The 18,855-nt window shown below is 40.2% G+C and carries 17 protein-coding genes; 6 read left to right on the top strand and 11 right to left on the bottom strand.

Going from position 1 to position 18,855, the window contains the following annotated elements; genetic code table 11:
• Positions 1-61 precede the first annotated feature (61 nt).
• Entirely contained in the window at positions 62-436 is a 375-nt protein-coding gene (locus BM378_RS00085; RefSeq protein WP_036968374.1) for an MAPEG family protein, read from the bottom strand.
• Between the two features lie 131 nt (positions 437-567).
• Here BM378_RS00085 and BM378_RS00080 point away from each other — a divergent pair, with 131 nt between their 5' ends.
• Complete coding sequence (locus BM378_RS00080; RefSeq protein ID WP_065979934.1) at positions 568-1,917, top strand: DUF2254 domain-containing protein; 1,350 nt, start codon at positions 568-570, stop codon at positions 1,915-1,917.
• A 4-nt stretch (positions 1,918-1,921) separates the two neighbouring features.
• Here the strand turns inward: BM378_RS00080 and BM378_RS00075 are convergent, their stop codons facing one another.
• Positions 1,922-2,638 (bottom strand): SIMPL domain-containing protein, encoded by a 717-nt coding sequence (locus BM378_RS00075; RefSeq protein ID WP_065979935.1) that lies wholly within the window; start codon positions 2,636-2,638, stop codon positions 1,922-1,924.
• Positions 2,639-2,752: 114 nt separating this feature from the next.
• Here BM378_RS00075 and BM378_RS20510 point away from each other — a divergent pair, with 114 nt between their 5' ends.
• Positions 2,753-3,055, top strand: a complete 303-nt coding sequence (locus BM378_RS20510; RefSeq protein WP_083422842.1) for a hypothetical protein — start codon at positions 2,753-2,755, stop codon at positions 3,053-3,055.
• 58 nt (positions 3,056-3,113) lie between these two features.
• Here BM378_RS20510 and BM378_RS00065 read toward each other — a convergent pair whose 3' ends face one another.
• Positions 3,114-4,808, bottom strand: a complete 1,695-nt coding sequence (locus tag BM378_RS00065) for an NAD-dependent malic enzyme (RefSeq protein WP_074988207.1) — start codon at positions 4,806-4,808, stop codon at positions 3,114-3,116.
• Positions 4,809-4,983: 175 nt separating this feature from the next.
• The gene (gene ggt, locus BM378_RS00060; RefSeq protein ID WP_074988206.1) at positions 4,984-6,741 is read right to left on the bottom strand and encodes a gamma-glutamyltransferase; all 1,758 of its coding nucleotides are present in this window, start codon (positions 6,739-6,741) and stop codon (positions 4,984-4,986) included.
• Between the two features lie 54 nt (positions 6,742-6,795).
• Between ggt and rrtA the strand changes: the two genes are divergently transcribed.
• Positions 6,796-7,410 carry a rhombosortase gene (gene rrtA / locus BM378_RS00055; RefSeq protein WP_405127521.1) on the top strand — a complete coding sequence of 205 codons (615 nt, stop codon included), beginning with the start codon at positions 6,796-6,798 and terminating at the stop codon, positions 7,408-7,410.
• Positions 7,411-7,489: 79 nt separating this feature from the next.
• Entirely contained in the window at positions 7,490-8,083 is a 594-nt protein-coding gene (locus tag BM378_RS00050; protein ID WP_065979937.1) for a hypothetical protein, read from the top strand.
• A 72-nt stretch (positions 8,084-8,155) separates the two neighbouring features.
• Here the strand turns inward: BM378_RS00050 and BM378_RS00045 are convergent, their stop codons facing one another.
• The 7 genes from BM378_RS00045 to BM378_RS00015 form a co-directional block, all read right to left on the bottom strand.
• A complete protein-coding gene (locus tag BM378_RS00045) occupies positions 8,156-10,648 on the bottom strand; it encodes a prolyl oligopeptidase family serine peptidase (RefSeq protein ID WP_036968362.1) in 2,493 nt (830 codons plus the stop codon).
• Between the two features lie 105 nt (positions 10,649-10,753).
• A complete protein-coding gene (locus tag BM378_RS00040) occupies positions 10,754-11,917 on the bottom strand; it encodes an endonuclease/exonuclease/phosphatase family protein (RefSeq protein ID WP_036968360.1) in 1,164 nt (387 codons plus the stop codon).
• Complete coding sequence (locus tag BM378_RS00035; RefSeq protein ID WP_036968358.1) at positions 11,914-12,846, bottom strand: YeiH family protein; 933 nt, start codon at positions 12,844-12,846, stop codon at positions 11,914-11,916. Before BM378_RS00035 ends, BM378_RS00040 begins: the two co-directional genes overlap by 4 nt.
• Positions 12,843-13,073, bottom strand: a complete 231-nt coding sequence (locus tag BM378_RS00030) for a DUF2798 domain-containing protein (RefSeq protein ID WP_036968356.1) — start codon at positions 13,071-13,073, stop codon at positions 12,843-12,845. The genes BM378_RS00035 and BM378_RS00030 overlap by 4 nt, the downstream gene beginning before the upstream one ends.
• Before the next feature lie 137 nt (positions 13,074-13,210).
• Positions 13,211-14,359 carry a 5-(carboxyamino)imidazole ribonucleotide synthase gene (locus tag BM378_RS00025; RefSeq protein ID WP_036968354.1) on the bottom strand — a complete coding sequence of 383 codons (1,149 nt, stop codon included), beginning with the start codon at positions 14,357-14,359 and terminating at the stop codon, positions 13,211-13,213.
• Between the two features lies 1 nt (position 14,360).
• Entirely contained in the window at positions 14,361-14,843 is a 483-nt protein-coding gene (purE, locus tag BM378_RS00020; protein ID WP_036968351.1) for a 5-(carboxyamino)imidazole ribonucleotide mutase, read from the bottom strand.
• Between the two features lie 195 nt (positions 14,844-15,038).
• On the bottom strand, positions 15,039-16,625 hold the full coding sequence (locus BM378_RS00015; protein ID WP_074988205.1) for an ABC-F family ATPase: 1,587 nt from the start codon (positions 16,623-16,625) through the stop codon (positions 15,039-15,041).
• Between the two features lie 205 nt (positions 16,626-16,830).
• Between BM378_RS00015 and BM378_RS00010 the strand changes: the two genes are divergently transcribed.
• Together BM378_RS00010 and BM378_RS00005 are read left to right on the top strand one after the other, a co-directional pair.
• Positions 16,831-17,352 carry a TetR/AcrR family transcriptional regulator gene (locus BM378_RS00010; protein WP_036968346.1) on the top strand — a complete coding sequence of 174 codons (522 nt, stop codon included), beginning with the start codon at positions 16,831-16,833 and terminating at the stop codon, positions 17,350-17,352.
• A gap of 171 nt (positions 17,353-17,523) precedes the next feature.
• Positions 17,524-18,732, top strand: a complete 1,209-nt coding sequence (locus BM378_RS00005) for a porin (protein WP_036968343.1) — start codon at positions 17,524-17,526, stop codon at positions 18,730-18,732.
• Positions 18,733-18,855: the final 123 nt, after the last annotated feature.

Here is an 18,855-nt window from a genome sequence, read left to right as displayed (position 1 = left end):
GGCGTTTTAAACCAGTCATTTTAGTGTCATTGCTAACGTTAGCAATGACACCCGCTTTTACCTACATAACTTGTGTAACTAATAACATGAAAGCACTGATAACCAGTGTTAAAAAGGTAAGTATCATACCAAAAGCACGTAATTTCATTACGTTATCAGCAAGCCCGTAGCTGTGACAAAATCGACCTAGTAGCAACATGCTTCCTAAAATATAACAATAATGACTTGATAGACCTTGGTACTCAACCAAGAACAATAAGATCAAAGTAAATGGCACATACTCTATAAAGTTTCCATGCGCACGAATTGCTGCTTGCAAAGATGCATCACCGCCATCGCCAAGTGAAATTTGCTTGGCTTTACGAATTTTAATAACACGAAAACTTAACTGGATGTATAAAATCGCCAATATGGCGGCAAAGGTTGAAACGATCACTGTATTTCCAATTCTTATTTAAAGTTAGACGCTTAGCACTATTTGTTGCTAGGCTATAAAATAGGTATTTAAGTTAGCACACTATTATGACTCGATAATGATTAATGTCTAACTGTTCTTAAAGGATATGCATGTTTACGCCAAGAAAAATTGCAGACAATTACCGCGAGATGATCAGCAGTATTGGGTTTTACCCATCGATGCTATCCGTTTTATTTCTTTTGTTTGCTTTAATCACAACTGCAATTGAATACGCAGCTATCACAATGGAAGTTAAGCAATTTTTTGCTGTGCTATTAGTCGATAGTGAAGAAAACGCACGAACCATATTGAGTACCCTTGCCGGCAGTATCATTTCGCTAACCGTGTTTAGCTTTTCAATGGTAATGGTGGTACTTAATAGTGCGAGTGCGAGCCTGTCACCGCGAGTTTTACCTGGTTTGATCACTCGTAAATCTCATCAGCTTGTTTTAGGTTTTTACTTAGGCAGTATCATTTACACCATCATTATGTTGATAAACATACGCGCGATGGAAAACGGTGAAATGGGGATCCCCTCTTTGGGTATTTTCTTTTCTTTGCTGTTTGGCTTAGTGTCGTTGGGGTTTTTTGTTTACTTTATTCATTCAATCTCAAAGGCTATCCAAGTTGATAATGTACTTAACGATTTATTTAAAAATACCAAAAATGAACTCACCTGCATTGTCGCAATGCAAAAAGATACCGATGTTAATGAGTTTCCTAACTTTGATGAATGGCACAACATTAAGAGTGAAACAGAAGGTTATTTTAAAGGGGCTCACAGTGATAAATTATGTGCGCTGTGTAAAGAGCACGATATAAAAATTTATATTGCGGTTAAACAAGGTTTTTTCACCGTTAAAGGGTACCCATTCTTAAAGTGTGATAAAGATTTATCAGACATGCCTGAACTTGTTGATGCCCTGCTCAACTGTTTTATTTTTTATATTGAAGAGTACATAAGTGACCATTATCGCTATGGTATGACGCAAATTTCTGAAATTGCCGTAAAAGCAATGAGCCCAGGTATTAATGATCCGGGCACTGCGGTTAAGGCCATTGATATGTTAAGTATTTTACTGATAGAACGCCTTAAAATAAGCGATGTGAATTATTCGCTAAAGCATTCAACGAATAATCAACCTTATTTATACTTGCACGAGACATCGTTTGATGAATTACTGCATGATAACTTCACACCGATTAGAAATTATGCAAAAGGCGATGCTTATGTGATGGTCAATGTACTTGAAGCATTTAAAAATATTTTGTTTAGATCGGCTGATAGCAGTAAAGCGACAGAAAGCTTATTTGTTTATTTAGAGGCCATTGTTGAAGACATTAATAAGCATATAACGAATGAATACGACCGTCAGCAAGTAACCAATATGCTCAAGGCTATTGCGCGTATTTCAGAACACAAAGGAAAGGCGTTGGTGGCAAAGTTTACCACCAACTAACTGTTTAATTTTCGATATAATAAACCGCATAGCTACTTGCGGTGATGGTTATTTCACCCCCATTGTATGCATCGGGTACATAGTTACTCGGTGCTGCATCAGCCATAACCATTTTTTCAGCTCTCATGTAGGGTTGCACTCCCGTATCGAGTGGGCTGTTTGAAGCCGTATAAAGGCCTTTTAACTCAACACCATAATCATTGGCAAACTCTTTTGCTGCGGCACGGGCATCTTTAATTGCCAGTTTTTGTGCCTGCTTTTGTAGCTCTTCATATCGGCTCGATACAAACTGTGTTTGATTTATTTCATTAATACCTGAGTTTACGAGTTGTTGAAGTAAAACAGGGTACTGTTTTGTATCAGTGAGCGTGAGTGATAAATTACGAGTTACACGGTATCCAACGAAGTTTTGTTTGCCTGTTTCACGGTTATATTCCGTTTCGCGTTGAATAGAAATATTAGACGCATAAATGCCCTTTTCTTCTACCCCTTTTGACTTTGCAAGCTTCATAGCTTTTGCCATTGTATTGTCGGCTTTATTTTTAGCGGCGATTAAGTCTTTATCAATTTCTACAATTGCGACCGTTAGTTTTACGTTGTCGGGGATTGTGGTGATAGACGCATTACCTTGAATATAAATATGCGGAGCGTCTGGCGTTGCCAAGGCAAAAACATTAAAACTCATAAATGCGGCAATAGATGAAAAAACAAATTTATTCATAACCTTGTTCCTTTTGTATAAACGTGAACTATTAAATACCTTATAAGGTTAATTAGCAATGAACAAGCCTTGATTACTCTCTTAACGAAGCTGTTTAGCAGAAAATAAAAGCCGATGAAATTGCGTTACTTAATAGCAATTCATCTAGTATCGACTCATCTTAGCTCGACAATTGTGTTACTGGTGTTACTGGTGTTACTGGTGTTACTGGTGTTACTGGTGTTACTGGTGTTACTGGTGTTACTGGTGTTACTGGTGTTACTGGTGTTACTGGTGTTACTGGTGTTACTGGTGTTAGTGTTGAGTGCATGTATTTTTATACAAAAAAAGGGGACCTACTATTTTAGGTCCCCTTTGTCATTTAGCCAAAGCGCGAAGGCTTTGATTTCTATTAACATTTTAAGTTTAAATACTTAAGTTTAAATACTTTAGTTTAAATGCTTTAGTTTAAATGCTTTAGTTTAAATGCTTTAGTTTAAATACTACGTCGCTTGTAGTTGCGGTATTCAGGTAACCAATAATTCTTTTCGATAGCAGCCCACAACGCGTCGTCTGTTAGTTCCAGTGCCACACCTTCTTCCATCGCTTTTTTAGCAACGGCAAACGCAATACGTTTACTCAATGCTTGTATTTCAGTTAGTGCTGGCAATAAGCTACCTTGACCTGTGTTTGCACGTGGTGAAGACTCTGCTAACGTTTCACTTGATACAATAAGCATTGCATCTGTGATACGGGTTGCTTTTGCAGCTATTACACCTAAACCAATACCAGGGAAAATGTAACTGTTATTACATTGTGGGATTTGGAATAACTGGCCGTTGTATTCAACCGGTTCAAATGGGCTTCCTGAGGCGACAATGGCTTGTCCGTCGGTCCACTCTATAACATCTGCTGGCAGTGCTTCTACCTGCTTAGACGGGTTGCTAAGTGGGAAAATAATTGGCTGCGCACACGAGGCATGCATTGCACGAATAACTTGCTCAGTGAATAAGCCAGGTTGACCCGATACACCAATAAGGATATCTGGTTGAGCGCAGTGCATTACATCAAGAAGCGAGGCGAATTCGCCACTGTAAGTCCAGTCTTTTAAGTTTTCTTTTGATTGCGATAAAGCATCTTGGAAATCACGAAGACCTTCCATTCCTTCTGTTAGTAGACCAAAGCGATCGACCATGTATATTTGTGAACGCGCTTGCTCGTCAGAAATGCCTTCAGCAACCATCGTACTGATGATTTGCTCTGCAATACCGCACCCTGCTGAACCTGCGCCAACAAACACAACTTTTTGTTCTGATAACTTAGCACCTTTAACACGACACGCCGCAAGTAATGAACCAACTGTAACAGCTGCAGTACCTTGAATGTCGTCGTTAAAACTACAAATTTCGTCACGGTAACGTTTAAGCAGTGGCATTGCATTCGGTTGTGCGAAATCTTCAAATTGAAGTAGCACACTTGGCCAGCGACGTTTTACTGCTTTAATGAATAGCTCAAGGAACTCGTCGTATTCTTCTTGCGAAATACGTTTATGGCGAGCACCCATGTACATAGGATCGTTAAGTAGTTTTTCGTTGTTGGTACCCACATCAAGCATAACAGGTAATGTGTATGCTGGGCTTATACCACCACATGCGGTGTAAAGCGACAGCTTACCAATTGGAATACCCATGCCCCCAATACCTTGGTCACCAAGGCCTAGAATACGCTCACCATCAGTTACAACGATAACCTTTACTTTGCCTTTCGTCGCATTGCGCAAGATATCGTCGATTTGGAAACGATCTTCGTACGAAATGAATAAGCCACGTGCACTGCGATAAATATCAGAGAACTTTTCGCAAGCGTCTCCCACTGTCGGGGTATAAATAATCGGCATCATTTCTTCAAGATGGTCACGCACTAAACGGTAGTAAAGTGTTTCGTTGTTATCTTGAATAGCACGTAAGTAAATATGTTTGTTTAAGTTGTCGCTAAAACTTGAATATTGTTGGTAACAACGCTCAACTTGCTCTTCAATTGTTTCATAACGCGGTGGCAGTAAACCGGCTAGGTTGAAACTTTCCCTTTCTTTTTGTGAAAATGCACTGCCTTTATTTAATAGTGGCGTTTCGATCAGACCTGGGCCTGAATAAGGAATATAAAGATAATTCGGATCGGTATTTGTAGTCATATTTCCAAGCTTTGATGGCGTCATAATTATGATCTGACATTATTACTGTTGAAGGTTAAATTGCAATGACAATCCACCTTGTCAGACCATTGAAGAAAATGAATTTTATGCTCTAAAAGGCATAAGGCTAAGTATACATGAAAACTCAGCAGCTTTAAGGCTGCTGAGCCTATTTTTAGTGGCTTTTATCACTTAAAGCGATGCCCTCACGGCGTGGATCTGCAGCACCATAAAGTTTACCGTCTTTTAGTTCAACAGCATGTAAACCAGAGTTTAAATCTAAGATGCGAACTTGGTGGCCTCGGTTAACAAAATCGGCTTCGTGGTTGGCAAGTTCGGTGCCTTTTTCAAGACTGGTGTAATTATTACGATTTGTGATACGTGGCAAATTAATTGCTTCTTGTGCATCTAAATCCCAATCAAGAACAGCCACAACAACCTGCGCTACATAATCAATAATTCGGCTTCCACCCGGTGAACCCACGACTAATCGTAAGCTACCGTCTTTGTTAAATACCATTACTGGCGACATAGAACTACGCGGACGTTTACCTGCCTCAACACGGTTAGCGAGTGGTTTACCATCTTTCGTTGGCGATAAAGCAAAGTCAGTAAGCTGGTTGTTTAAAATATACCCGTTCACCATAACGGTTGAACCAAAAGCCATTTCAATTGAACTGGTCATTGACACGGCATTGCCTTCGCTGTCTACAATTGATACATGCGACGTTGACGGTAATTCATAAGCGTCATCCTGCGCATAGGCCAATGAGTTAGGAGGCGTTCCAGCCTCTGCGTGGGCATCTTTTTCGGTAATCAACTTAGCACGGCTTGCTAGGTAATTTTTATCTAATAAACCGTCCGTTGGAATAGCCATAAAATCAGGATCGCCCATGTATACATTACGGTCTGCAAACGCTAAACGTGATGCCTGGGTAAAGTAATGCAATGCTTGTACTGAGTTAGGTGCAAGCTTGGCCATGTCTTTGTGTTCTAGCAACGCTAAAATTTGTAATACCGCAACACCCCCACTACTCGGAGGGGCCATTGAGCATACTTCGTATTGACGGTAATCAACACACACAGGGGCGCGCTCTTTACTCTGGTAGTTAGCAAGGTCTGCTTCTGTTAACGTGCCTGGTGCAACCACTGAGTTTTGTACTGCATGCACTAATTGTTTGGCATTCTCACCTTTATAAAAGGCATCAATGCCCTGTGATGCTATGTCTTTATAAAGAGCCGCTAATTCAGGGTTCTTTTTTACAGAGCCGACAGCCAGTGGCTTACCATCAGGGAAAAAGTAATCACGAATGACGGGTAACGTTGTAACGCCAGGGTTTAGCTCTTTTGCCAGCAACTTATGCAAACGAGGGGATACAACAAACCCCTGCTCTGCCAGCTCAATTGCCGGTTGAAACAGCGTGTGCCATGGCAATTTACCATAACGTTTATGCGCGCTTGCAAAGGCATGTAAAATCCCAGGTACACCTACTGAGCGACCACCCACAACTGCTTCAATCCATTTTACTGCTTTACCATGTTTGTCTAAAAAAAGAGTTTCATCAGCATGGCTTGGCGCTGTTTCACGACCATCGAAAGTGGTTAGGCTTTTGTTTTTGTTGTCGAAATACATCAAAAACGACCCACCACCTATGCCCGATGATTGCGGCTCAACCAGTGTAAGTATCAGTTGAGTTGCAATGGCTGCGTCTACCGCTGAGCCGCCCATTTCTAACATTTTTTGACCGGCTTTTACTGCATACGGATTTGCAGCAGCAACCATGTATTTAGTGCCTTCAACGACCTGCTTATGTGCAAAGCCTGTCGCGGCTTCAGGCTCACGCGTTTCAACCTTAGTTGGGGCTGCAAAAATTGACGTTGTATAAATTAATGACGAAGAGAGCACAATAAGTGCTTTTGTTTTGAATAACATAAATAAACTTAATCCCGGTGTTTAATTGGCATCTTAAAATTAAACGTGCACAATATGCAAAATTTAAGATACAACAAAAATAACATGATCAACCTTCCTCTGAAACCACAATATGTACTGCCGCCACTGTGTTTAATGCTGATTAGTACCCTTTTTGCTGCGTTTAACTTAAATGATTATTTAGAATTTAACCGTAATTTAGTTGCAGATGGTGAATTTTGGCGTATTTTCACGAGTCAATTTGTACATGCAAACTGGCCGCATTTAGCCTTAAATTGCGCCGGAATTTTATTAATATGGGCATTGCATGCAGAACATACCTCCCCTGCTCGGTATGCTTTTAATACCGCTGTTTTGGCTTTATGGTGTGGTTTAGGCGTATGGTTATTTTGCCCTGATATAAAAATATACACTGGACTGAGTGCACTCTTGCACGGTGTTATTATTTGGGGCGCTGTCAAAGATGTGCAAGCAGGTATGCTAAGTGGCTGGTTGTTATTTATAGGCACCTGGGCAAAAGTAGTGTGGGAGCAAGTTGCAGGCCCTAGTGAATCAGTTCGCCAATTGATTGCGTCAAATGTTGCCATTGATGCTCACTTTATCGGTGCGGTTGGCGGCACTGTGCTGGCTTTGCCTGTACTGATTAAAGTTATTAAACATCGCGAGTAACTTCATAACTTTGCTCGCTTTTTTTTAGCTATGTTCTTTGTTAATACGAAAAATTGTTAACACGAAAAAGGAATTTTAAATGATAAAGAATAATGGCTATTTTTATCTTGGTCTCATCGCACTTTGCCTTTACGGCCCTTTACTGCTTAGCTTTTTAAGCTCATTTATTAATTTACAGTTTATATCGCCAAGGTATATGTGGGATGTCTCTCAGGTAAAAAATATTATTGTATTTGCCTCAGCTATTTTGGGCTTCACCTTATTACTCATGAAATACCAGGAAGTAAGTGCGCTTTTTAAAAATAGAATAATCGCAAACATCACACTTATATTGAGTTTTTTGTATGCTTGCTTGATGATTACTGGGGCAGGCTTAGTTATGTTTCTGGATGCGACCTTCGGCTCACATAAAGACTACATTTATCAAGAACACACACTTAATGACCGTACTTTCTATGTCTATACAGCGGACCCCGGTGCTTTTGGCAAAGCGCATCATTATGTGTATTTAAAGTGCCCTGCATCCTTTAATCGCTATGAATTAGAGTTTATAGCCAAGCTATCGTGGATAAAGAACTTTAAGATGAGCTTAGTGAGCGATGATTTAATTTTTAAAGGCGAATCAGAGCAGTATACAAAAGTGCTCAATGTAAGCACATTTCACTGCAAATAGAGCCATAGAAATAATCATAATGTAAATAAAAACAACCACTTAAAGTGGCTGTTTTTAAATTACTCAATAGAATTAAAGCGTTTCTTTAAATAGCTTATAAATACGACGGTATTCATCTAACCAGCTTGATGGCTGTACAAAACCATGGGGTTCAACTGGGAAGATGGCTGTTTCAAAGTTTTCTTTTTCAAGCTCAATTAAACGTTGTACTAAACGCACTGAATCTTGGAAGAATACGTTATCATCAACCATAGGCGCATTAATTAATAAATGACTTTTCAGGCCTTCAGCAAAGTAAATTGGTGAACTCTTTTCGTAGGCGATCGGGTCAACATCTGGATGATTTAAGATGTTAGACGTATAAGGTCCGTTGTAATGAGCCCAATCGGTCACTGGACGAAGTGCAGCACCCGCTTTAAATAAATCAGGTTGGGTAAATAGTGCCATAAACGTCATGAAGCCACCGTAAGAACCGCCATACGTGCCAACAGCTTGTGTATCAACATTCGCGTTTTCAGCCATCCAGCTTACGCCATCGGCTAAATCTTGAATCTCTGGTGTGCCCATTTGACGATAAATTGCAGTTCGCCAATCACGGCCATACCCTTTCGACGCACGATAATCCATATCCATGACTACATAGCCTTCAGATGCTAATAGTGAATGGAACATAAACTCGCGGAAGTAACCAGACCATCCCATGTGAGAGTTTTGTAAGTAACCTGCACCGTGGTTGAAGATAACTGCTTTACGATTTTTACCTGTTTCGCCTTCTTTATAGTCAGCGGGGTAATACACTTTTGCGTAAATAGGTTGATCAGTGTGGCTTGAAGGCACAGCAACAATTTTAGGCGCAATTAACTTCTTAGCCAAAAACTCGTCAGACACCGTATGCGTTAACTGAGTTACTTGTGTATTTGCTTTTGCATCAGCAACATATAGCTCTGGTGGCGACATAATTTTTGAGTGAGTTAGCAGTAATTTGCTTTCATCTGGACTTAACTGGTAATCAGTCATACCGTCTAGGTTAGTCACTTGCTCAGACTCACCGTTAGCAGGATTTACACGGTAAATTTCGTATAGACCAGGGTGCTCAACATTTGCTTTGTAGTAAATCGCTGAGTTATCCGCTGTTAATGTTAGGTTTGAAACAACAAACTGACCTTTAGTAAGTTGTGTTGCTTTACCGTTTAGCGGCTTTTTATAGATATGGCTGTAACCAGACTCTTCTGATAAGTAGTAAAGCGTATCTGAGTTATTTAACCAACCAAAGTCATTGTATGCATAGTTAACCCACGCATCATCGTGTAAGCGGTGTTGAGAAACAAGTGTGTTGTTCTTTGTATCAACAGTTGCTAACCAACGGTCTTTGTTGTCCCATGCTTCAAGCATAAGCGCAACCTTTGAGCCATCGGTGTTCCATTGGATTGCACTTTGATCCCAACCCCAGTCCATCATTAGATTAATTGCACGTGGTGCTTTTTCAGACTTGTAAGTTTTGCCATCACGGGCGTAGTTTTCTTTTTTAACCGCGGCAAGCACATCTTCATCAAAGCCTGGTAATGTGTCGTACGCCAGTGTTGTTTGCTCACCCGATTTAAGGTCAATGTAAATAACATCTGAGCTGATTGGTTTTTCATCTGCAACACGGCGACGTACTTTTTCTGCTTTAACTCGCGCATCATCAGCGATGTAATTAGGCATAATATCGCCTTCATCGCGCCATGGACGGCTTTCGGTGGTTACTGCAACTAATGCTTGGCCATTTGGTGAAAGCTGCACATCGGCTAAACGCTTACCTTTACCTAAATAAAACTGTGAATTTGCAATGCTGTCGTTTTGCTCTTTGATTTGTTCTTCACGCGCTTCACGATCTTTTTTATTTTTGTGCGTAAGTGCAATGTAATCAATTAATTTATGCTGTTCTTTTGCGATATACGTGTCAGGCTCTTGAACACCTTTTGGTGCATCGTCTAAATGCAGATTTACAAGCTCTACTTGACGACCTGTCGCTAAATCAACTTTATAAAATGCATTACCTTGGCGGTAAGCAAGGTTGCCGTCGGTTAAAAACTGCGGTTTTGATTGCTGTGCACTGTCGTGTGTGATCTGCGTTATTTGACCTGAGCTCAAGTTTTTAACAAAAATATTGCCTTCAAATGCATAGGCCTGTTGCTTTTTATCTGTTGAATAAACAGCATTTTTTGCACCAACAGTGTGTAGTTTATTTAACGCAACTTGAGATGCAGACTGGCTATTAACCGCTTGAACATATAAGTCACGTAATTCGTTACCTTGTTGCTTTTGCGCATAAACGATGCTTTTAGAGTCACCATTCCAAAAAGCGCGCTCAGGCTGACGACCAAGCCAATCAGGGTGAGCCATAGCTTGCTCTAATGTAATTTCAGATGAACCAGTGTCTACGGGTGTAGCAACCATTGGAGCAACTTGAGTAGGACTTACTTCTGTTGCAGTTGAGGCGGTTGTTTGACAACCAGCTAGCATGAAGCTAGATGCGACTGCGAGAGCCACTAACGTTTTGTTAGCAGTGGTTTTGAATTTCATAGTGCTTCTTACAGGTAATTATAATTCGCCTTATTTAAGCAGAAGCACTGATGAAATAGCAATTTTAATAGGATAAACAGCCAAACTTTTCCGTTTAATAACAGCTTATTTTAACGAAATATCGAGCCACACCATGCGATGATCAGAAGACGCATTACGATCTTTAATTAAACGGTACAATTCGCTGTCTTTGGTTGGCCAAAATACCCCCCCATTTTTAATTTCAATACCGTAATTTGATGGCAGTACATAATCAGCACGTGCTTGCCAATACGCGGTGTAATTTTTAGCGTAACTGTCTTTATAAGACTCTTTTGCACCTTTACTCGATGGTGTAAACGACGCATTAACATGTGGATTTTTTAATATTTGATCCGTTGTCGTTGGGCGTGCTTTATCCCCTTCTGGTGCAGCATTTAAATCACCAACAATTACAAACCGACTATTCGGTTTTAAGCCACCTTGTTGGCCTTTATCATCATAGAGGTAGTTTTCGTTGTTAATGTAATCAGCAATCAGTCTAACTTCATCATGGTTGCGCTTGCCGTTACGGTCTTCATCACCATCAAATACAGGTGGCGTAGGATGCGAAGCTAATAAATGGAATGTCTTCCCTTTTACATTTATGGGTAAATCCCAAAACGACTTTGAGCTTAAATGAATAGCTTGCCACGCTTCTTTTGAATACCAGTCTTTACCTGTTTTAGGGTCGATAGGCATTTGCGCGTTTGGCATATCTTTGTATTTGAATGTTTGCAGTGTACGGGCTTTTTCTAAATCAATAGGATAACGCGAGAGTACAGCCATCGCATAATGCCCCTCAAAGAAGCCAAAACCGTGCGCATCACCTTTGTAATGCCCCTTTACACCATCTTTATCTAGGTCAAAATTAGTGGGTAAACCAGTATTAACAGGCGCAATGAAAGCATACGGGTAATCTATAGCAACCTGCTTATTTTGTGAGACTTGTAGATAATTTTTACGAAAAACATTAATGCCTTTATCTGCATCGATGTAATCAAATTCATTGAGTAAAATAACATCAGGTCTGACGCGTTGAATAATTTCTGCGATATTACGAATTTGCTGGTGGTTACTTGCAAGCGCTTTACTGAGCGCGTCTTTATCGATTGCTTCGCCTTTGCTTGCATAGTTTGTTGCGTCCATACTGACGTTAAAAGTCGCAACGCGTAAGTCGGCAGCAACAAGGTTAGTTGCAAATAAACCAGTTGCAAGTGCAATTGAAGACGTTAATAAGGCGTTTTTCATGAAATAAATCCATCTACTATTAAAAGTAAAATAATACTACTGACGATGATCCATAAGATCATTGCCATGATAAAAGGTTTAATACCAGCTTGCTTAAGCACTGTAACAGATAAGCCACTGCCAATTAAAAATAGCGTCATAACTAATATTTGTTTCGCGCCAATATTCAATGCATGCCAAAGAGGTTGATACTCTGGTAAGCTTGAATTTATCAGTGCTGCTGCTAAAAATCCAATTATAAACAAAGGGATACTTGCTTTTTCATCGGATTTCCAAAAAACTCCCGCAATACTTGTATAAGGAATAATCCACATTGCTCGGGTTAACTTTATGGTGGTTGCAATCGCTAATGCTGATGCGCCATAAGCAGCTGATGCACCAACAACGCTACTGGTATCGTGTATTGCAAGTGCGGCCCATACACCAAATTGCTGTTCTGTTAGACCAAGATAGTGACCAATCATTGGAAATAGCACCAGACCTAGCGCGTTTAATAAAAAAACAACCGCGAGTGAAATGGCGACTTCATGATCTTTTGCTTTTATCACGGGGGCCATAGCTGCTATCGCACTCCCACCACAAATTGCCGTACCAAACGATATCAATACCCCAGTATTTTTATTCAGTTTAAATAACTGAGATAAAATTTCACCAAGTCCAATTATGGCTGTAATGCTAACAATGGTGAGTACGATAGAGCTGCGCCCTACTTCAATAACTTGATTAAAATCAACAGCAAACCCTAAACCTATGACAGCAATTTTGAGCATTATCTTACTCAATTTTTGAGAGAGAGCTGCAAAGGGGTTACCCAAAATAATAGCAAATAAAGCCCCTACAATGAGCGATGTAGCAGAACCTACAAAAGGAATAGCCGAGATTAAGAATAACGCAATAAAAAGAAGTTGTTTGGGACGTTCAGCAATCACAACGGGGCTCTTATCAGTCTGTTTGTTAATTTATGCACTAAAGGCGCGATTAAAATCACAGTAGGAAATGCAACACAAAAAGCAAAAGCCCATGCTTTTAACCAAAGAATCACAATATTATCGACAAAACCAACGTTAAAAATGCTGATCACCAATGACATAAAACCAGACATAAATAACGCCATAAAAAACGCAAATACGACTGTTTGTAATCGTGGATGGAACATAGCACGCTAATATTAGTATAAAAATAGGAGTCTATCGGAAGAATTTATAGACGCAAGCTCTTTGAGACAAGAGACGTAAATACATGTAATGGCATTAAAAAGCCGAGAAGACCTCGGCTTTTAGCAATTTAAACTGATTAGTTTAAAATCAACTGTGTACTGGTGTTTGCGACACCTGGGTAATCTTCTTCTGGTAGAATTTCGGCAAGGGCCGCTAAACGCTCACCCAGTTGATGAAGATTATCGGCAGAGACATTAATGTGCCCCATTTTGCGACCCGGCTTTGCTGTTTTGCCATACCAGTGACTCGTAACGTCGTGTGTAGCCAGCACTGATTGAGGGATAGATGGTTGGCCTAACACGTTAATCATCGCTGTTGGGCGAAGTAACTCCGTGCTACCCAGAGGTAAACCCGCCACTGCGCGCATATGGTTTTCAAATTGCGAACAGTGAGTGCCCTGCTGCGTCCAGTGACCCGAGTTATGCACACGTGGCGCAATTTCATTAACGAGCAATGTACCTTGCACGTCAAAGAATTCAATCGCTAACACACCTACATAATCAAGCTCTTGCGCTAATTTATTAAACGCGCGCTCAGCTTGCTCTTGAATGGCCGCTTTTTCTTTGCCAGCAACAGATAGCGTTAATACACCGTTGGTATGCTGATTTTCGGTTAATGGGTAAATAACCGTGTTCCCTGCTTTGTCGCGTGCACCAATGATTGATACTTCACGGTCAAATGGGATCATCTTTTCAGCAATGATTGAATGTGGCGCAGAGTCAGTACCTGAAGCAATGAAGTCTGCCATTTCAGACCAGATTTGTTCAATTTCGTCATCTGATTTTAAACGCCACTGGCCTTTTCCGTCGTAACCAGCTTGGCAAGTTTTAATTACCAGCGGTTTACCTAAACGTTCAACTGCGGCAATTAAATGTGCTTTTTCGGTGATTAATTGATAAGGCGCACACTCTACGTGTGTTTTATCGAGTAACGCTTTTTCTAATGCACGGTCGCCGCCAGTTTTTATGGCTGCTTTGCCCGGGTAAAACTTATTGCTTTGACAACACAGTGTTAAGACATCATCGGGAATGTGCTCAAACTCTGCGGTAATAGCATCTGCATTATCGATTGCTTGTTGTAATGTGCTGCTGTGAACTTCACCTGTTAAAGGGTGAATAATTTTTTCACTGCCTACATCGTAAGCAACCACGTTTAAATCAAGCGGTGCGCCTGCTAAACTCATCATACGAGCTAGCTGACCTGCACCTAAAATCAAAATATTCATATTACTCTGCAGGATTTGGGTTAGCTAAAATAGTCTCTGTTTGTTCTTTGCGGAATACTTCTACTTTTGCGAAGATTTCAGGCTGTTGGCAACCTAAAATTTGTGCAGCGAGTAGACCCGCGTTTGCCGCACCAGCTTCACCAATAGCAAGCGTACCGACAGCAACACCTTTAGGCATTTGGCAGATAGATAATAATGAATCAACACCGTTTAGCGTTTTAGATTTAACAGGCACACCTAATACAGGTAGCGAGGTAAACGCCGCAGCCATACCAGGTAAGTGCGCAGCACCACCGGCACCCGCTATAATAATTTTTATACCACGCTCAGCAGCTGAGCTTGCATAATCGGCAAGTAATTGAGGAGTACGGTGTGCAGAAACAACTTTGGTTTCGTATTCAATGCCGAATTTTTCAAGCATTAACGCCGCATGTTCCATCGTTGGCCAATCTGATTTGGAACCCATAATAATGCCAACAGTCATATTTACACCTCAATCAATTTATTTTATAAAAAAGCGATTAATACCAACTGATAATTTAATCATGCAAATTGGTATAAAAGCGGACTTTTGTCCTTATTTTGTGGCGTGTATTATATACCTAAGTCACATAAAGATGCGACTCTAGAAGCACAAAAAAGCCATGACTTGCATGGCTTTTAAGCAGTAACTTAACGATTACGCTTCTTTACTTGCTAGGTACTCAGTATATGTTCCCTTAAAGTCGATAATTTTACCGTCTTTAATCTCCCAAATACGATTTGCAAGTGATGATACAAACTGTCTATCGTGTGAAACGAACAATAATGTACCTTCGTACGCTTCAAGGGCTAAGTTTAGCGCTTCGATAGATTCCATATCCATGTGGTTGGTTGGCTCATCCATTAACAAAATGTTTGGTTTATGCATCATAATCTTACCAAACAACATACGGCCTTGCTCACCACCTGAAATGACTTTTACCGATTTTTTGATGTCGTTTTGTGAAAACAGCATACGACCAAGGAAACTACGAACAACTTGCTCATCATCTCCTGCTTGTTGCCATTGTTCCATCCATTCAAACAAGTTCATGTCTTTTTCGAACTCATCTGCATGGTCTTGTGCATAATAACCAATGTTCGCGTTATCAGACCATTTATACTCACCTTGCTTTGGTGCTAAACGCCCAGCAAGAGTATTTAAAAGTGTTGTTTTACCAACACCGTTTTCACCGATAATCGCAATGCGCTCGCCCACTTCCACTAAGCCCTCAAGGCCGCTGAAAAGCATCTCGTCAAAGCCTTGTGCAAGGTTAGTTAACTCAAGTGCATTACGGAATAATTGCTTTTCTTGTTCAAAGCGAATAAACGGGCTCTGACGTGATGACGCTTTTACTTCTTCAAGCTGAATTTTATCAATTTGTTTAGCGCGTGATGTAGCTTGCTTTGCTTTAGAAGCATTTGCAGAGAAACGCGATACAAATTGTTGAAGTTCAGCAATTTGGCTTTTCTTCTTGGCGTTTTCGCTTAGTAAACGTTCGCGAGCCTGTGTTGCAGCAAACATATATTCATCGTAATTACCTGGATAAATACGTAATTCACCGTAATCGATATCAGCCATGTGTGTACACACTGAGTTTAAGAAATGACGGTCATGCGAAATGATAATCATGGTGCAGTCGCGCTGGTTTAACACGTCTTCTAACCATTTGATGGTGTAAATATCCAAGTTATTGGTGGGCTCATCCAGTAACATGATATCTGGGTCAGAGAACAGTACTTGAGCAAGTAACACACGCAGTTTAAAGCCAGGGGCAATTTCAGACATTGGACCGTAATGCTGTTCAGTGCCAATACCTACGCCAATAAGTAACTCACCTGCTTTAGCTTCAGCAGAGTAACCGTCCATTTCAGCAAATTCGGTCTCAAGATCGGCTACTTTCATACCGTCTTCTTCGCTCATTTCGGGTAAGCTATAAATACGATCACGCTCCTTTTTTACTTCCCACAGCTCTTTATGACCCATGATAACCGTGTCGATAACAGAAAACTCTTCGTAAGCAAACTGGTCTTGGTTTAGTTTTGCGATACGTTCGTTTGGATCTGTGCTGACATTTCCTGCTGATGGCTCAAGCTCACCACTGAGGATTTTCATGAACGTTGATTTACCACAGCCATTTGCACCGATTAGACCATAGCGGTTGCCATCGCCAAATTTAGCTGAGATATTTTCGAATAAAGGTTTAGCACCAAATTGCATGGTGATATTAGCTGTACTAATGATAGCGGTACCCTCCAGCGGGTAAAAGTAAAAATAAAACTGCGTGCAATTTTAAACTAAAGCCGCTTTGCACGCCATGAAAGTTTCTTTAAATACGCGCAGTGATTTTACAATTTCAAATGGGCAGTCTACCTTTAATGAGCATGCTCACTTTTATTTATGAGCGCGCTCATTTAAAAATTTAGCAATATAAATCAATGGGCTAAACATGAAAAAGCACGATCAAACGCACTCACGGATACTGAACGAAGCGTGGAGTCTCTTTACTGAAAGTGGCTTTAACGACACGTCAACCAGGCAAATATCTACAGCAAGCGGTATTGCTGTAGGCACTTTGTTTAATCATTTTTCTGATAAGGTGGCAATTTTAGAGGCGTGTTTAGACATGCGTTTTAAAGATGTGTTAGAGCGTGCAAAAGAGACCGATATACATCGCCCGCCCCGACTTAAGCTTAATCACTATGCACAATATTTTTATCAATTTTATTGTTTGCACCATTGTTTTTATAAAGTGCTTTTTAGCCAACGATTGTTTTCGCAAACATTTCAACAGCAGCATATGGATCTAATGCATTCATTAGTTTTTGCTGACCAACCACAATTTAACAAAGTAAAAGCTGCAATCTTGCTTGATTGTTATTTTATGACTTTATTGTATGGATTAGGTGCAGACACACCCAATACTAAATTAATGCTAAGAACACTTAGTCAAAAAGTGTCTATTTTTTAGTCTGACTAACACGTTGATTATTCAATGAAGTGAACTGAAAATGAATAAATATTCCACAAAGGCTGTACCTTTCATGATATTTTTTCACTTTTTACCTTATTTTAGCTTTGATAGTCTTCATCTTTTAGTTAATTTATACCTCTTAGGGACAATAATAAAACAAGGTACTCTATGAAAAGAACACTCGCTGCCACACTGATTGCTGGTTTATTCACAAGTTACACTGTAGATGCAATCGAAATATACAAAGATGAAACGAACAGTGTCACAGTAGGCGGCTTTATCGATGCGCGTATTATAAACACGCAAGGTCAGACAGAAGTTGTTAATGGTGCGTCACGCATTAATTTTGATTTTAAGCGCCAATTACAAAATGGATGGCATGCATTTGCATTACTAGAATGGGGCGTAAACCCGGTAGGCAGTAGTGACATTATTTATAATAATCGCTTTGAATCAATTCAGGATGAGTTTTTATATAATCGATTAGGTTATGTCGGTATTAAGCACGATGACTATGGTCAAATTACGCTGGGTAAACAATGGGGTGCTTGGTATGACGTTGTTTATAACACTAATTTTAGTTTAGTGTGGGATGGTAACGCAGCTGGCGTGTATACGTATAATAAAGACGATGGTGCAGTAAACGGCACCGGTCGAGGTGATAAAGTACTGCAATACCGTAATAAATGGGGTAAGTTTCATGTTGCACTGCAAGCCCAGTTAAAATCTGATGATTTTTATACATGTGATATTGCCGATATATCACGAAGTTCATGTGAAGTGCTTTGGAACCAAGGCAATAACGCTGCGCAAAAAGTAGAGTTTAATTCAACCTATGGTGCTGCCCTCACCTATTTTGCTACTGATAATTTAAAATTAACAGCGGGTGTAAACCGTGGACAATTTGATGTTTTATACGCGGGTGGGCGGAATCAATCGGTCACTGATCTAATTTATGGTGCGGGCATTACCTATGGTGACTTTTATAAACCGGGCTGGTATGCATCGGCCAACATAAACAAAAACGAAAACCACGACACCGATAACATTGGCCGCTTAATAAAAGACGCTGTCGGGTTAGAATCAATTTTAAGTTATCGATTCGACAATAATTTACGTACTTTTGTTGCCTATAACGTGTTTGATGCCGGTGACGATTACGTGATCCAGCCAAACTTTAATGCAGATCCTGAGGATGTGTTCAAACGTCAGTTTGCAGTTTTAGGCGCACACTATTTCATGGGCAAAGACACGATTTTGTATATCGAAGCGCGTAAAGACTTTAGTGACTTTTCAAGCAATGATGCAGAGCAAGAAGCTCAAATGTCGCAAACCGAAGATGATGGTATTGCCATCGGCTTCAATTACACATTGTAATTAAGTTTTAATTTAGAGCCCACAATCGTGTAATGCAGATCAGTTAAGCATATTTTTATGATCACTTGACTGATCTTTTCATAGCTTCACAATCCGATATTAGAAATAGTATCGGATTTTTTT

This window comes from Pseudoalteromonas lipolytica, from assembly GCF_900116435.1.
Lineage (GTDB): Bacteria > Pseudomonadota > Gammaproteobacteria > Enterobacterales > Alteromonadaceae > Pseudoalteromonas > Pseudoalteromonas lipolytica.
This window is presented reverse-complemented; position numbering and strand designations above follow the sequence as displayed.

Bases quoted from the DNA above. Each gene is read 5' to 3' on its own strand.
- BM378_RS00040 (WP_036968360.1), bottom strand. From the start codon at position 11,917: ATGAAAAACGCCTTATTAACGTCTTCAATTGCACTTGCAACTGGTTTA.
- BM378_RS00050 (WP_065979937.1), top strand. From the start codon at position 7,490: ATGATAAAGAATAATGGCTATTTTTATCTTGGTCTCATCGCACTTTGC.
- BM378_RS00080 (WP_065979934.1), top strand. From the start codon at position 568: ATGTTTACGCCAAGAAAAATTGCAGACAATTACCGCGAGATGATCAGC.
- BM378_RS00065 (WP_074988207.1), bottom strand. From the start codon at position 4,808: ATGACTACAAATACCGATCCGAATTATCTTTATATTCCTTATTCAGGC.
- BM378_RS00025 (WP_036968354.1), bottom strand. From the start codon at position 14,359: ATGAATATTTTGATTTTAGGTGCAGGTCAGCTAGCTCGTATGATGAGT.
- BM378_RS00005 (WP_036968343.1), top strand. From the start codon at position 17,524: ATGAAAAGAACACTCGCTGCCACACTGATTGCTGGTTTATTCACAAGT.
- BM378_RS20510 (WP_083422842.1), top strand. From the start codon at position 2,753: ATGAAATTGCGTTACTTAATAGCAATTCATCTAGTATCGACTCATCTT.
- purE (WP_036968351.1), bottom strand. From the start codon at position 14,843: ATGACTGTTGGCATTATTATGGGTTCCAAATCAGATTGGCCAACGATG.
- BM378_RS00075 (WP_065979935.1), bottom strand. From the start codon at position 2,638: ATGAATAAATTTGTTTTTTCATCTATTGCCGCATTTATGAGTTTTAAT.
- rrtA (WP_405127521.1), top strand. From the start codon at position 6,796: ATGCAAAATTTAAGATACAACAAAAATAACATGATCAACCTTCCTCTG.
- BM378_RS00010 (WP_036968346.1), top strand. From the start codon at position 16,831: ATGAAAAAGCACGATCAAACGCACTCACGGATACTGAACGAAGCGTGG.
- ggt (WP_074988206.1), bottom strand. From the start codon at position 6,741: ATGTTATTCAAAACAAAAGCACTTATTGTGCTCTCTTCGTCATTAATT.
- BM378_RS00045 (WP_036968362.1), bottom strand. From the start codon at position 10,648: ATGAAATTCAAAACCACTGCTAACAAAACGTTAGTGGCTCTCGCAGTC.
- BM378_RS00030 (WP_036968356.1), bottom strand. From the start codon at position 13,073: ATGTTCCATCCACGATTACAAACAGTCGTATTTGCGTTTTTTATGGCG.